We start from the raw sequence: 12792 nt of genomic DNA, 5'->3' as shown, positions 1-12792 counted from the left end.
AAAACTATCCCTGTTCAGGACTGCCGCCAGGGCAGCCCCGCCACTTTCCACCCGTTCTTCGACCCCCTGTGCCCATTCTCGTCCAGGTCCCCTTCGAACCCACCAAGAATGTTGATGCATTCGGCATCCTGGCCCATCCCGGCCAGATGCGCCTGCACCGCAAGGGCACCGGCTTCCGAACGCACACCGCTGCGGCACAGGAACAGGAACGTATGCGGGATATGATCCCCCAATTGCTCCAGAACCTCGCCCACGAAGCGTGGGTTTTGAGACATGTTTGGCAGCTGTGCCCACTCCACCTGCAAAAGCGGGTGGTGGAGCGCAGACAAATCCGGAACACCCACAAACGCCCATTCCGAGCGTGTGCGGACATCTACCAGAACGGCACCGGGATCCCCCTCCAGAACATCCCAGGCAGCCTCAGGCAAAACCTCTTTGACACGCGGCTTTGCTACCGAGTCCATACCATATCCCCAAGTCGACGATGTGAATCGCAGGCTCAAGCTAGCCCGTCAAAAGTGGACCGCGCAACAGAACTTCACGCTTGACTCTTTGTTTGTTGAAACGAATCCCAACCGGGTTGCACAATTGCGATTTTTCCTCAGGAAAGATGCAAAAAGGGCGCCCCGAAGGACGCCCTTTTCAAAATCAAATCCAGGTCTGGCTGGCTTAGCCAAGCGCTTTCACGCGGGACGACAGACGCGACATTTTGCGCGCTGCGGTGTTCTTGTGCATCACACCTTTTGCCACGCCGCGCATCAGCTCGGGCTGCATCTCTTTCAGCGCAGCCGCGGCAACGGCCTGGTCACCGGCTTCGATCGCTTCTTCCACTTTACGCAGGTAGGTGCGGATGCGCGAACGGCGGGCTTTGTTGACGGCGAAACGACGCTCGTTCTGACGGGCGCGTTTTTTAGCTTGGGGCGAATTTGCCATGTGTGTGGTCCTTTGGGTCGGATCTATTTCTAAACTGTTCGCGTGAAACGCCCGACCGGGTTCTGAACCGGCTGATTCTGGCCAAAGCGGGCCTCACACGCATGTCTGGCGGCGCGTATAGAACAAAGGCGCCACCAAGGAAAGAGCTATTTCAGCTCACTTGTCGCGGAACTGGGCTTCGCGTTTTTCCGAAAACGCCGCCATGCCTTCCTTCTGGTCCTCGGTCGCGAACAGCGAATGGAACACGCGGCGTTCGAACAGGATGCCTTCGGTCAGTGGCAGCTGCTCGGCGCGGTTCACCGATTCCTTGATCGCCATGACGGTGATCATCGATTTTTCAGCAATCTTGCCTGCCGCCGCCATCGCTTCGTCCATCAGCTTCTTGCAGGGCACGACACGGGACACCAAGCCCGAACGCTCGGCCTCTTCGGCATCCATGAAACGGCCGGTCAGGTTCATGTCCATCGACTTGGCCCGGCCCACCAGCTTGGTCAGGCGCTGAGTGCCGCCCATGCCGGCCATCACGCCCAGGTTCACCTCGGGCTGGCCGAATTTGGCGGTGTCCGAAGCGATGATGAAATCGCACATCATGGCCAGTTCGCAGCCACCGCCCAGCGCATAGCCGGACACAGCGGCGATGATCGGCTTGCGGATCCGCATGATCGCAGCCTCTTCCGGTGTGAACAGGTCGCCAGCGAAGGCATCCACAAAGCTTTTTTCCGCCATCATCTTGATGTCAGCGCCAGCGGCAAATGCCTTTTCCGACCCGGTGATGACGAAACAGCGCACCTTGTCGTTCTTCTGACCATCCGCCAGCGCCTCGCCCAGTTCTCCCAGAAGATCCAGGTTCAGCGCGTTCAGCGCCTCGGGTCGGTTCAGCTTGACCAGCATAATGTGGTCGGCGATCTCGACGATGATGTTCTTGTAGGCCATTGGGTCCTGCCTTTGTCTCATATGCTGGCGGTGAGTCGTAATTCCGACCGCGACGCCGATCAAGTTATCTTTGGCATTGCGGACAGTAGAAAGATGAGCGTCCCCCCTGGACGATTCGGGCAATCGTGCCACCGCACCCCTCGCCCTGGCACGGCGCGCCTTCGCGACCATAAACTCGGAAAGCGTGTTGGAAATAACCCAGTTCGCCGTCCGCCTGGCGATAATCCTTCAACGACGAGCCACCGCTTTCGATCGCCTCGGACAGCACATCGCGGATGATCGGCACCAGCCCCGCAATCCGCCCTGCGGCGATACGCCCGGATTTGCGGGCGGGGTGGATATGGGCGCGATACAGCACCTCGCAAACATAAATGTTGCCCAGACCGGCGATGATTCCCTGATCCAACAGCGCGGATTTGATCGGGGTGTTTTTTCCCTTCAGGGCCTCCACCAGATAGGAATCGTTGAAATCGTTCCCCAATGGCTCGGGCCCCAACGTCGCGATCAGCTTGTGATCGTTGACCGCGTCGGTCGCGCACAGGTCCATCGCGCCGAAGCGCCGGGCATCGTTGAAGGTCACGCGCGCGCCGTTTTCCATATCGATCACCACATGGTCATGCTTTTCGGGCGCGGGGTGATCGTGGTGAAACTTGCCCAGTTCGGTGCCCGAGATCAGCATGCGCCCCGACATGCCCAGGTGGATGATCGCGGTCTCGCCGGTATCCAGGTCCGCCAGGATGTATTTCGACCGCCGCCCCAGCCGCAGCACCCGCGCGCCGGTCAGGCGCTCGGCCATCCGGTCGGGAAATGGCCAGCGCAGCCCCTCGCGACGAACGTCGGCGCGGGTGATCATCTGGCCTTCCATCACCGGTGCCAATCCGCGCCGGACAGTTTCGACTTCGGGTAGTTCCGGCATATTGCCCCTCTCCATTGTGCGCCTGTTGCGTCCGGGATATGAGGGGGCAGATTGCAAGGGATCGCAAGACCGATGAGCAGCTCTGACGACAAAACCACCCATTTCGGGTTCCAGACCGTGGCCGAGGACGACAAGGCCGGGATGGTGCACGGGGTGTTCACCAACGTGGCCTCGAAATACGACATCATGAACGACGTGATGTCGGTGGGCATCCACCGCGTCTGGAAAGAGGCGATGATGGATTGGCTGGCCCCGCGCGACGGGCAACGCCTGCTGGACGTGGCGGGGGGCACCGGTGACGTGTCGTTCAAGTTCCTGGGCCGCGCCCCGGGCGCCAGCGCGGTGGTCTGTGACATGACCGAAAGCATGCTGGTCGAAGGCAGCCAACGCGCCGAGGCCGGCAACATGGCGGATCGGCTGGACTGGGTCGTCGGCGACGCGATGGCACTGCCGTTCGCCGACAATTCCTTCGACGTCTACACGATCAGCTTCGGCATTCGGAACGTGACGCGTATCCCCGACGCCCTGAAAGAAGCGTTCCGCGTGCTGCGCCCCGGCGGGCGTTTGATGGTGCTGGAGTTCAGCCAGCTGCCCAATGATGGCATGCAGAAGCTTTACGACCTCTATTCCTTCAACGTGATCCCGCGCATGGGCAAGCTGATCGCGAATGACAGCGAAAGCTACCAATACCTGGTGGAATCGATCCGCAAGTTCCCCAACCAAGAGCGCTTTGCCGCGATGATCCGCGACGCGGGGTTCGAGAACGTGAAGTATCGCAACCTGTCGATGGGCATCGCCGCGCTGCATTCCGGCTGGAAGATCTGAGATGAAGGGGCCGCACAACATCTGGCGCCTGATCCGCACCGGCGCCACCTTTCAACGCACCGGCGCGATGGGCGTTGTGCTGGACGCGCTGGACGCGCCCGCCACCCTGCGCATCGCGGCCCGCGTGATCGGCTTCCCCTTCGCCTTTTTGGGCAAGAAGGGCGACACCTCGCTGCCGCCGGTCACCCGTGCGATCACGGCGCTGGGGCCGGCCTATATCAAGTTCGGGCAGATCCTGTCGACCCGCCCTGACGTGGTCGGGCCAGAGTTGGCCGACCAACTGCAATACCTGCAAGACAAGCTGCCCCCCTTCCAGACCAAAATCGCCCGACGGATGATCGAGGCGGAACTGGGCATTCGCATCGATGAGGTCTTCTCCGAATTCAGCGAACCGGTTGCTGCCGCGTCGATCGCACAGGTGCACCGCGCGCGGCTGGCCAGTGACGGACGCGAGGTCGCCGTTAAAGTTCTGCGCCCGAAGATCGAGCGCGCCTTCCGCACCGATCTGGACGCGTTCCACTTTTCCGCCCAGGTGATCGAATGGCTTCTGCCCTCGACCCGCCGTCTGCGCCCGCAGGATGTGGTGAACCATTTCGAAGGCGTGGTGATGGGCGAGTTGGACTTGAGGCTGGAAAGCGCCTCAGCCAGTGAATTTGCCGAAAACACGCAAGGCGACGAAGGCTTTATCGTGCCCGCGGTCAACTGGGGCCTGTCCGGTAAAACGGTGATGACCCTGGGCTGGGGCGAAGGCATCCCGGCCAACAAACTGGACGACATTCGCGCCTCGGGCCTGGACATGGATCGGCTGGGCGAGCGGGTGCTGCAATTGTTCCTGTCCCATGCGTTGCGCGACGGGCTGTTTCACGGGGACATGCACCAGGGCAATCTCAAATTCGCCCACAACGGCGACATCATTGCGCTGGATTTCGGGATCATGGGACGGATCGACGAATACACGCGCAGGGTTTATGCCGAGATCCTCTATGGCTTCATCATGCGCGACTATACCCGCGTCGCCGAGGTGCATTTCGAAGCCGGCTACGTGCCCGCGGGCCAGGATGTTGAAGAATTTGCCCGCGCCCTGCGTGCGGTGGGAGAGCCGATTTTCGGTATGGATGCCACGCAAATCTCTATGGGTCGGCTGTTGAACTACTTGTTCGAAGTGACGGAAAAGTTCGGTATGGAAACCCGAACCGAGCTGATCCACCTGCAACGTACGATGGTCGTTGTTGAAGGCGTCGCGCGCTCGCTCAATCCGCACATCAACATCTGGCAGGTCGCCCACCCGGTGGTTGAAAGCTATATTTCGAACTCGATTGGTCCCAAGGCGCTGATGGCCGATCTTGCCAAAACCGCAAAGATTCTGGCCCGGTTCGGTCCGCGGCTTCCTGCCCTGGCCGAGGCCGCCTTGATCCGCCAATCCACACCGCTGCCAGAGCCCGATCGGGCGCGCCCATTGCGCGCCATGGGGTATGTGATTTTGGGCAGTGGCCTGACGCTTGTGGCAATCTGGGTCTCAACCCTGCTCTGATCGGTTTTTTCCACATCGCCGGGGCATGACGATGTTCACTGGTGTGCTCTCCGCAGCACCCCAGATGCGCCGGGCCAGGTCGGTCAGACAATCAACAAGGGGCATTCAAGGCAGTTTGGGCGTGGCGGACCGCCATCATGTCCTGCGCCAAGCGGCCTTGCCGGATTACCTTAGGGACGGATCGCGCAGCGCGGACACAGCGTCAGCCTCAATCGTCGCGCCCCCTTCCAGGACCAGAACCATTTCAGTGCCGCGCATCTGGGTTTCCGTGATGAGGGAGTAAGCCTTCACGGGTTCGGTCGACAGGAGGTATCCGTTGCCATAGCTTTCCAGCTCGAACGTATAAGTATCCTTCGGCAGGGGGTTGCCATAGGGGTCCATCCCGGCCCATTCCATTGGGTCAGACGACGCGGGCACGGGGGTTCGGCTGACCTCGGCACCGGATCTGTCGCGCACCACCAGCACCGCCTGGTCTGCCGTGCTTGGCGGCGTCGGCGACAGGGTGACAGGGCTTCCGTCAAAGTAGGTTGGCGCGGCGACGCGCGCCTCCATCCCGACCCAGCCCGCCAGGTCCGACATGCCCATCAACCCCAGCTGACCGGCCAGGCCTTTCAGAAGGTCGTTGGTCTGCACCTGCTGTTCGACCCCCGAAAACGTTGCCAGCTGCACCGCATAATCTGTCGATTCAATCGGATTGAGGGGGTCCTGATTTTCCATTTGCGCTGTCAGCATCTTCAGAAAAGTTTCAAAATCCGAGCTGATCATCGCCTCTGACGCGGTAGATTGCGCGGTTTTCGTGGCGACTTGCGCGGCGGATGCCGCTTGGGTGGTTTGAGAGATGTCCATTTTCCGTTTCCTCAGATGCGAATGTCGATACCAGCCCCGGCCCCAAGCGTCAGGCGCATCGGAGGGGGCTCTCGATTGGTCGCGGTTTCGGTGGCTTCTTCGGGATCAAGTGAAGGTGTGCCGGGTGACCGCCCGTCTTTATCCGCATTTGAACCACCCCCCGCAGCGCCGTGCGAAAAGGCAAAGCTGACCTCGCGATAACCAAGCTCGCGCAGGTCCTGGCCCAAAAGATCGATATGACGCCGCATGAGATCAAGCGTTTCGGGGCGCTCGACAGTCACGGCGACAGCCATGGCTCCGCTTTCAACAGTGAATGTCAGGCGCAGACGGCCGAGCTCCTCGGGATTGAGCGTCAGCTCAACCGGGCGATCCGGTAGCGCGCGGGCAACTTCGACCAACTGCTGGGCAATATGGCGTGGAATATCCGGCTGCGCGGAAACACTCCCTTCCCGCGTGACCCCTGGCGTCGTGGATTGAATTTCCAACACCCCCTGTTCGGGCACGAAGGTATCGATGACCTCAAGCGTTTGCATGGGCGGCGAAAGACTCAAGTCCGCCCGCAGCGGCGGGGAGACCGGTGACATAGCCGGGACCTGTGTCCGTTCTTCCCGACTGGGCAACGGGTCGAAATTCCCTTCGGCCTGCCACTCCCGGTCCACGCGACGCGCTGGCGGTGTAGACATCTGGGCGGACAGGTGAACCTGCGTGGTGGTCAGGGGTTGCCCTTGCGCTTTTGCCTCGCTGACATTCGTTTGGACCGCTCCAGTGGGCGAAGAAGGGTTCCGCTCCACACCGCGAGACGACGACTCCGGCGGGCGACCTCTGTCAGGCTCTTTCGTCAAAGCAGGCGGATGTAAGATCTGAGCTGGAGCACTTATAAAGCCCTGCCCGGCGCGTTGGCTTCGCCCTTCAACAGGGGCCGCGCCTTGAACATTCGATTCGAGAGGCTCCGGCCGCTGGCCGGATGCAAGGCCTGCATCGGTGACAACAGACGAAGCGACCTGACCTGGCGTCGCGTTGTTATTGGGCTGGGGAGCGGTTGTCTGCGGCGCGTTCACATGGGCGGGCAAGTTCGGATCTCGGGATGCCTTGGACCACACGCGCGCATCTGACGCCCGGTCCCCCTCCTCTTCTATCATCGGATTGGGCGTCGGTGGCGCAAGGGAAGTGGGCGCGGGCATTGCAGCCTTCACTTGCAAACCCTCGGTTTGAGGCTGCGCGACAAACATTGACCCCGATGACATTGCCAAGGGAGACGGCGAAACCGGGTTTGGTGGTGAGAATTCCCCGGCCCATTGCGCTGGCGGTGCAAGCGCCACCGGCAGAGGAGATGAAGGACTCGGATCAATCTCACCCTCAGAAGGCGGTGATACAAATGCCAACTCTGGACCGTAGGATATTGCGTCTTCTTGCACCGGATACAGCGGGCTCTCGAAGCCAAACACCACGGGGCCGCTTTCCTTTCGCGTTGGCAAGGTTTGCAACTCGAATTCGGTCGTCAGCACATCGGGCGAAGCCTGTTCTGTGCCTGCAAGGCTGCTAGCGCCGAAAAACTCCTGATTTGGAGGCCCGAGCTGAGCCCGGTCAGACGCGTGCAAGACAAGCGCGGCGAATTCCAATCCATGCTCAGGGGTTACGATTCCGGCACCATCCTTTCCCGTTTCTTCGGGAAGGAAAGACGCAAGGGTGGGCAAGGCAATCTGCATGTTCTGTTCCGGGTATTCTGACACCGTTTGCAGGGACTATGGCAGAACGGGGTTACTCAATCTTTACCGACTGAAGCCATATTCGACGGAAGTGCTTCCAATTCGAGAGAATCACCATGACCCAGATTCTGCCCACGACACACGCGCCTTCGATCGCGCAAACGACCCAGAGGGCACCATCCGGAGATCAGGCCCTGATGCAGGCCGCGCGGGATCTGGAGGCCAGCTTCCTGGCCGAAATGCTGAAAAGCGCGGGTCTGGGCAAAACGCCTGATCTGTTCGGTGGAGGCAGCGGGGAGGATCAGTTCGGGTCCTTCCTGCGACAGGCACAGGCGGAACAGATGGTCGAATCCGGCGGTATCGGCCTGGCGCAAAGCTTGTTTGAAGCGCTAAAGGAGCGGGCCGATGGTGCTGTTTGATCTTCCGGATATTCCAGCCGCGTTGGAACGGCTTTTGGACCATGAACGCCAGTTGATCCTGTTGGGCAACTTTGATGGCCTGGTGCGCGTGGCGCCGGAAAAGGACAAACTGCTGGCGCGGTTACAAGGCGCGACCGACGACGCATCGGTTGTCGAACGCATTCGTACGAAGGCAGACCGCAATCAGGAACTTTTGGTTGCCGTTGCGCGTGGTATCAAGTCCGTTTCGCGCCAACTTGAGGCGCTGAAGACCCGAAAATCCCAATTGCGCACATACGATGCAGGAGGGCAAAGCGCCAACCTCATGCCGGCGAAGTCCACCTTTGAGCGGCGGGCCTGACGCCGCAGGACATCACCAAGTTCACACGTTTTTCTTCAAATCCGATGCATTCTGAACGCTCACGTTTAGAGTTCGTTCAGCACTTCGGCGCAGGGTGTCCCGGCATCCTGAGGGGGTGGCGCGGATCGGCCAAGCCGAACATCCGTAGAAGTCAGAATGGCTCTTGAACCCGTTCCTTGTGGGCGGATCTCCAACCCGGCGCAAAAGCGCCGCATGACTGAAGGAATAAAGTCAATAGCCACCTTCCAGGCACCACCGTGGTGGCCACCGGCAACCACTTTCTTGACTTTCTTGATGACGATGGGCGCATTTGACTGCGCACTCATCCCACCACCTCATTTATTTCACCCAAGTCCGTGGATATCAGGTTGGCGTGACCGGAAGCTTAACCTTTCAAATTGTCGGGAGATTCGAGGGCAGCGGCGACGGGCGCGCGGCGGCGGCCCACACTTGACTTCGTTGCAACTGAAACGATACTGTCCGACCTGCAAACAGGAAATGCATAACATGTGCATCATTTTGGGGGAAACGCGATGACCACCAGTTCCGCGACGCGCGCCATGACGCGTGCCGAGACCAGTGTCGGCACGACAGAAGGCTATATGCCCGGCTTCGGCAACGACTTTGAAACCGAGGCGCTTCCGGGGGCCCTGCCACAAGGCATGAACAGCCCGCAGAAGTGCAACTATGGCCTTTATGGCGAACAATTGTCTGGCACCGCCTTCACCGCGCCCGCGCATCAGAACGAACGCACCTGGTGCTATCGCATCCGCCCGTCGGTCAAGCATTCGCACCGTTACGAAAAGGTTGACGTACCGCTGTGGAAATCCGCTCCGAACGTGGACCCCGATGTCATCTCGCTGGGCCAATATCGCTGGGACCCGGTCCCGACCGAAGAGGGTCTGACCTGGATCACCGGGATGCGCACGATGACCACGGCAGGTGACGTGAACACGCAGGTTGGCATGGCCTCGCACATCTATCTGGTGACCGAGTCGATGGTGGATGACTATTTCTTCTCGGCCGACAGTGAGCTTCTGGTCGTGCCGCAGCAGGGCCGCTTGCGGTTCTATACCGAGTTGGGCGTGATCGACCTGGCGCCACAGGAAATCGCCATTTTGCCCCGTGGCCTGCTGTATCGGGTTGAGGTCGTTGACGGCCCGGCCCGCGGGTTTGTCTGCGAAAACTATGGCCAGAAATATGAGCTTCCGGGCCGTGGCCCGATCGGCGCGAATTGCATGGCCAATCCGCGCGATTTCAAATCACCCGTGGCCGCGTTCGAGGACCGCGAGGTGCCCTCGACCGTCACGATCAAATGGTGCGGCCAATTCCACGTCACCCATATCGGCCACAGCCCGCTGGACGTGGTCGCCTGGCACGGCAACTACGCCCCGGTGAAATACGACCTGCGCACCTATTGCCCGGTTGGCTCGATCCTGTTCGACCACCCGGACCCGTCAATCTTCACGGTGCTGACCGCGCCGTCAGGCCAGCCCGGCACGGCGAACATCGACTTTGTCTTGTTCCGCGAACGCTGGATGGTGATGGAGGACACGTTCCGCCCGCCGTGGTACCACAAGAACGTGATGTCCGAGCTGATGGGGAACATTTACGGCGAATATGACGCCAAACCGCAGGGCTTTGTTCCCGGCGGGATGAGCCTTCACAACATGATGCTGCCGCACGGGCCCGATAAGGAGGCGTTCGAGAAGGCCTCGAACGCGAACCTGGGGCCTGACAAGCTGGACAACACCATGTCCTTCATGTTCGAAACCCGGTTCCCGCAGCACCTGACGGCCTTTGCCGCCAAGGACGCGCCGTTGCAGGATGACTACATCGATTGCTGGTCGGATATCGAAAAGAAATTCGACGGCACCCCCGGCAAGAAATAACCCCGATTTGGGAAAGGATACCAACGTGAGCCTGATGAAATCCTGGGTGGCTTCAGCCAACACTGCCGACACCCCGTTTCCGCTGAACAACCTGCCCTATGGCGTGTTTTCCACCGACGACAGCGACCCGCATTGCGGCGTGGCGATCGGGGACATGATCCTGGACGTGACCGCGCTGGAAGAAGCCGGCGTGATCAAGATCGACGAGGTTCCGGTGTTCGATCTGCCGATGTGGAACGAATTCATGGACATGGGCGCCGAGGTTTGGACCGGGTTCCGCGACTCCCTGCAGGAGCTGCTGGGCGCGGATGCGGATGCTGACACGCAGGCGGCACTGAAAGGCTACCTGGTGGCGCAGGCGGATGCAGAGATGCACATGCCCTTCGCCGTGTCGGAATACACCGATTTCTATGCTGGCAAAAACCACGCCGTGAACGTGGGCACGATGTTCCGGGGCGCTGAGAACGCGCTGCCGCCGAACTGGCTGCACATCCCGATCGGGTATAACGGTCGCGCCTCGTCCGTCGTCGTGTCGGGCACCGATGTGCGCCGCCCCTGGGGGCAGTTGAAGGCGCCGGACGCTCAGATGCCGTCGTTCGACCCGTGCAAACGATTCGATCTGGAGCTGGAGATGGGCGCCATCGTCGGTCAGCCCTCGGACGGCCCGATCACGGTGGGCGAAGCGGACGCGAATATCTTCGGCTATGTCCTTCTGAACGACTGGTCCGCGCGCGACATCCAGGCCTGGGAATACCAGCCGCTTGGCCCGTTTCAGGCCAAGGCGACCGCGACGACGATCAGCCCGTGGATCGTGCCCGCCATCGCGTTGGAGCCGTTCCGCACCACCACGCCCGAGCGTGAGAAAGAGCTTCTGCCTTACCTGGCCGAGCCCAAGCCCGGCCTGTTCGACATCGACTTGGAGGTGACGCTTGCCCCCGAAGGCAAAGCGGAAACCACCATCGCGCGCACGAACTATGCGCAGATGTATTATTCGGCCGCGCAGCAATTGGCACATCACACCACGTCAGGCTGCGCGATGAACGTGGGCGATCTTTTGGGCTCCGGCACCATTTCCGGCCCAACGAAGCCCGAGCGCGGCTCGCTTCTGGAACTCAGCTGGGGCGGCAAGGAACCCCTGACGCTGGACACCGGTGAGACCCGCACCTTCCTTGAGGATGGTGATACGCTGACCCTGAAGGGTGCGGCCAAGGGCAATGGCTATCAGATCGGCTTTGGCGATTGCGCCGGCACGGTGCTGCCGGCGCTGACCGACCCCTTCAAGCGCTAAAGGATCGTGGGGCGCTGGATGTCATATACCGCTTTGCCAGTTCAGGATTGCTTCGCTGGGCCACAAAAGCATGATGACGTTCAGCGCCAGCCCGTCGCGGATCACGAATATAGTGATCAGTTCGAACCCCACGATGATCGCCACGGACAGCCAGACCGGCAGGCGCAGGGCCAGCCAGAAGCCCAGAAACATCGCGCCGATGTCCATCGCCGAGTTGATCACCGCATCGCCCCAGTATTCGCCGCTCACGGTGAATTCACGGTAGCGGTTGATCACGGCCTCGGTGTTTTCGACAACCTCCCAGGCGCATTCGACCAGCGTGGCCGCCAGCAAACGCCAGCCAAGCGCCAACTTGCGCATCACCAGGAAGGTCGCGCCATAGAACAGCAGCCCGTGGATCAGGTGGCTGGGCGCATACCAATCCAACAGGTGCTGAGAGTTCTGCCCGCTGTCATCGCCCGCATACCACAAACGGATGTCGCCACACGGGCAGATCAGATTGCGCCCCATCGCCCACAGAATCACAAGGGTTGCGACAAACACGAAACCGGTGGCCCAATAGGGCAGAAAACGACGTTCAAACATGCGGGGATGGAATCACACGCCCCCGCCCATGTCTAGGAAGTATGCAGTGACGCGCTTTGTTGGATATATCGCCATGAGCCTTGATGGCTTCATCGCCACGCCGGATGGCGGCGTGGCCTGGCTGGACCCGTTCAACGCCGCGATGAGCGACGGCGGGGATGATGGCGGCTATGGTGATTTCATCAAGGGTGTGGACGCCCTTGTCATGGGGCGCCCGACCTACGACCAGGTGATGGGCTGGGGCTGGCCCTATGAGGACCGACCCGGATATGTATTGAGCCATCGCAAGGATTTCTCGGGCGATCACATCGCCGCGGCCGGGAACATCGACACCCTGCGTCGCGCAATCGCAAAGGACGGTCACGAAACCGTCTGGATCATGGGCGGCGGCGAAACCCAACGCGCCGCTCTGGATGCGGGCCTGTTTCACAGCCTGCGCGTTTTCATCATGCCGGTGGTGCTGGGCGGCGGTCGCCCGCTGTTCACCACCGGCCTAACCCGCAACCTGACTTTGACTGCCAGTTCCGCGCGACCGGGCGGCATTCTCGACCTCACCTACGACATCAAGGATTAAACAC

The 12792-nt window shown here is 60.8% G+C and carries 14 protein-coding genes and 1 pseudogene; 7 read left to right on the top strand and 8 right to left on the bottom strand.

Features of this window, described 5'->3' with window-relative positions; translation table 11 throughout:
* Positions 1-14: 14 nt before the first annotated feature.
* From MN188_RS12610 to mutM, 4 genes are all read right to left on the bottom strand, one after another.
* A complete protein-coding gene (locus MN188_RS12610; RefSeq protein ID WP_242109462.1) occupies positions 15-464 on the bottom strand; it encodes a rhodanese-like domain-containing protein in 450 nt (149 codons plus the stop codon).
* A gap of 205 nt (positions 465-669) precedes the next feature.
* The gene (gene rpsT / locus MN188_RS12605) at positions 670-933 is read right to left on the bottom strand and encodes a 30S ribosomal protein S20 (RefSeq protein ID WP_242109460.1); all 264 of its coding nucleotides are present in this window, start codon (positions 931-933) and stop codon (positions 670-672) included.
* A 156-nt stretch (positions 934-1089) separates the two neighbouring features.
* Positions 1090-1866 (bottom strand): enoyl-CoA hydratase, encoded by a 777-nt coding sequence (locus MN188_RS12600; RefSeq protein WP_242109458.1) that lies wholly within the window; start codon positions 1864-1866, stop codon positions 1090-1092.
* 64 nt (positions 1867-1930) lie between these two features.
* On the bottom strand, positions 1931-2782 hold the full coding sequence (mutM, locus tag MN188_RS12595) for a bifunctional DNA-formamidopyrimidine glycosylase/DNA-(apurinic or apyrimidinic site) lyase (RefSeq protein ID WP_242109456.1): 852 nt from the start codon (positions 2780-2782) through the stop codon (positions 1931-1933).
* Between the two features lie 72 nt (positions 2783-2854).
* Here mutM and ubiE point away from each other — a divergent pair, with 72 nt between their 5' ends.
* Both ubiE and ubiB read left to right on the top strand, forming a co-directional pair.
* Positions 2855-3607: a bifunctional demethylmenaquinone methyltransferase/2-methoxy-6-polyprenyl-1,4-benzoquinol methylase UbiE gene (gene ubiE, locus MN188_RS12590; protein ID WP_242109455.1), complete on the top strand. Its 753-nt coding sequence runs from the start codon at positions 2855-2857 to the stop codon at positions 3605-3607.
* Position 3608: 1 nt separating this feature from the next.
* Positions 3609-5138 carry a 2-polyprenylphenol 6-hydroxylase gene (gene ubiB, locus MN188_RS12585; protein WP_242109454.1) on the top strand — a complete coding sequence of 510 codons (1530 nt, stop codon included), beginning with the start codon at positions 3609-3611 and terminating at the stop codon, positions 5136-5138.
* Between the two features lie 165 nt (positions 5139-5303).
* Here the strand turns inward: ubiB and MN188_RS12580 are convergent, their stop codons facing one another.
* Positions 5304-5984: a flagellar hook capping FlgD N-terminal domain-containing protein gene (locus tag MN188_RS12580; RefSeq protein ID WP_242109453.1), complete on the bottom strand. Its 681-nt coding sequence runs from the start codon at positions 5982-5984 to the stop codon at positions 5304-5306.
* An 11-nt stretch (positions 5985-5995) separates the two neighbouring features.
* Positions 5996-7690: a flagellar hook-length control protein FliK gene (locus MN188_RS12575; RefSeq protein WP_242109452.1), complete on the bottom strand. Its 1695-nt coding sequence runs from the start codon at positions 7688-7690 to the stop codon at positions 5996-5998.
* A gap of 116 nt (positions 7691-7806) precedes the next feature.
* Here MN188_RS12575 and MN188_RS12570 point away from each other — a divergent pair, with 116 nt between their 5' ends.
* A complete protein-coding gene (locus MN188_RS12570) occupies positions 7807-8109 on the top strand; it encodes a rod-binding protein (protein ID WP_420838983.1) in 303 nt (100 codons plus the stop codon).
* Positions 8096-8449 (top strand): flagellar biosynthesis protein FlgN, encoded by a 354-nt coding sequence (locus tag MN188_RS12565; RefSeq protein ID WP_242109451.1) that lies wholly within the window; start codon positions 8096-8098, stop codon positions 8447-8449. Before MN188_RS12570 ends, MN188_RS12565 begins: the two co-directional genes overlap by 14 nt.
* Before the next feature lie 203 nt (positions 8450-8652).
* Here the strand turns inward: MN188_RS12565 and MN188_RS12560 are convergent.
* Positions 8653-8775: pseudogene (locus MN188_RS12560) on the bottom strand (chemotaxis protein MotB); the annotation flags it as partial.
* A 207-nt stretch (positions 8776-8982) separates the two neighbouring features.
* Between MN188_RS12560 and hmgA the strand changes: the two are divergent.
* On the top strand, positions 8983-10341 hold the full coding sequence (gene hmgA, locus MN188_RS12555) for a homogentisate 1,2-dioxygenase (protein ID WP_420838982.1): 1359 nt from the start codon (positions 8983-8985) through the stop codon (positions 10339-10341).
* A gap of 25 nt (positions 10342-10366) precedes the next feature.
* Positions 10367-11629 carry a fumarylacetoacetase gene (gene fahA / locus MN188_RS12550; RefSeq protein ID WP_242109450.1) on the top strand — a complete coding sequence of 421 codons (1263 nt, stop codon included), beginning with the start codon at positions 10367-10369 and terminating at the stop codon, positions 11627-11629.
* Positions 11630-11650: 21 nt separating this feature from the next.
* On the opposite strand, the gene MN188_RS12545 is transcribed toward fahA, so the two are convergent.
* Complete coding sequence (locus MN188_RS12545) at positions 11651-12214, bottom strand: DUF2585 family protein (RefSeq protein WP_242109449.1); 564 nt, start codon at positions 12212-12214, stop codon at positions 11651-11653.
* A 46-nt stretch (positions 12215-12260) separates the two neighbouring features.
* Here MN188_RS12545 and MN188_RS12540 point away from each other — a divergent pair, with 46 nt between their 5' ends.
* Positions 12261-12788 (top strand): dihydrofolate reductase family protein, encoded by a 528-nt coding sequence (locus tag MN188_RS12540; RefSeq protein WP_242109448.1) that lies wholly within the window; start codon positions 12261-12263, stop codon positions 12786-12788.
* Positions 12789-12792: the final 4 nt, after the last annotated feature.

Origin of the sequence: Aliiroseovarius subalbicans (assembly GCF_022678625.1) — a bacterium.
GTDB lineage: Bacteria > Pseudomonadota > Alphaproteobacteria > Rhodobacterales > Rhodobacteraceae > Aliiroseovarius_A > Aliiroseovarius_A subalbicans.
Note: the sequence above shows the minus strand (reverse complement) of the source record. Positions and strands in the feature narration are given on the sequence as shown.

Excerpts from the sequence above, each read along its gene's own strand:
- MN188_RS12610 (WP_242109462.1), bottom strand. The coding sequence starts at position 464 with ATGGACTCGGTAGCAAAGCCGCGTGTCAAAGAGGTTTTGCCTGAGGCT.
- rpsT (WP_242109460.1), bottom strand. The coding sequence starts at position 933 with ATGGCAAATTCGCCCCAAGCTAAAAAACGCGCCCGTCAGAACGAGCGT.
- MN188_RS12600 (WP_242109458.1), bottom strand. The coding sequence starts at position 1,866 with ATGGCCTACAAGAACATCATCGTCGAGATCGCCGACCACATTATGCTG.
- mutM (WP_242109456.1), bottom strand. The coding sequence starts at position 2,782 with ATGCCGGAACTACCCGAAGTCGAAACTGTCCGGCGCGGATTGGCACCG.
- ubiE (WP_242109455.1), top strand. The coding sequence starts at position 2,855 with ATGAGCAGCTCTGACGACAAAACCACCCATTTCGGGTTCCAGACCGTG.
- ubiB (WP_242109454.1), top strand. The coding sequence starts at position 3,609 with ATGAAGGGGCCGCACAACATCTGGCGCCTGATCCGCACCGGCGCCACC.
- MN188_RS12580 (WP_242109453.1), bottom strand. The coding sequence starts at position 5,984 with ATGGACATCTCTCAAACCACCCAAGCGGCATCCGCCGCGCAAGTCGCC.
- MN188_RS12575 (WP_242109452.1), bottom strand. The coding sequence starts at position 7,690 with ATGCAGATTGCCTTGCCCACCCTTGCGTCTTTCCTTCCCGAAGAAACG.
- MN188_RS12570 (WP_420838983.1), top strand. The coding sequence starts at position 7,807 with ATGACCCAGATTCTGCCCACGACACACGCGCCTTCGATCGCGCAAACG.
- MN188_RS12565 (WP_242109451.1), top strand. The coding sequence starts at position 8,096 with ATGGTGCTGTTTGATCTTCCGGATATTCCAGCCGCGTTGGAACGGCTT.
- hmgA (WP_420838982.1), top strand. The coding sequence starts at position 8,983 with ATGACCACCAGTTCCGCGACGCGCGCCATGACGCGTGCCGAGACCAGT.
- MN188_RS12545 (WP_242109449.1), bottom strand. The coding sequence starts at position 12,214 with ATGTTTGAACGTCGTTTTCTGCCCTATTGGGCCACCGGTTTCGTGTTT.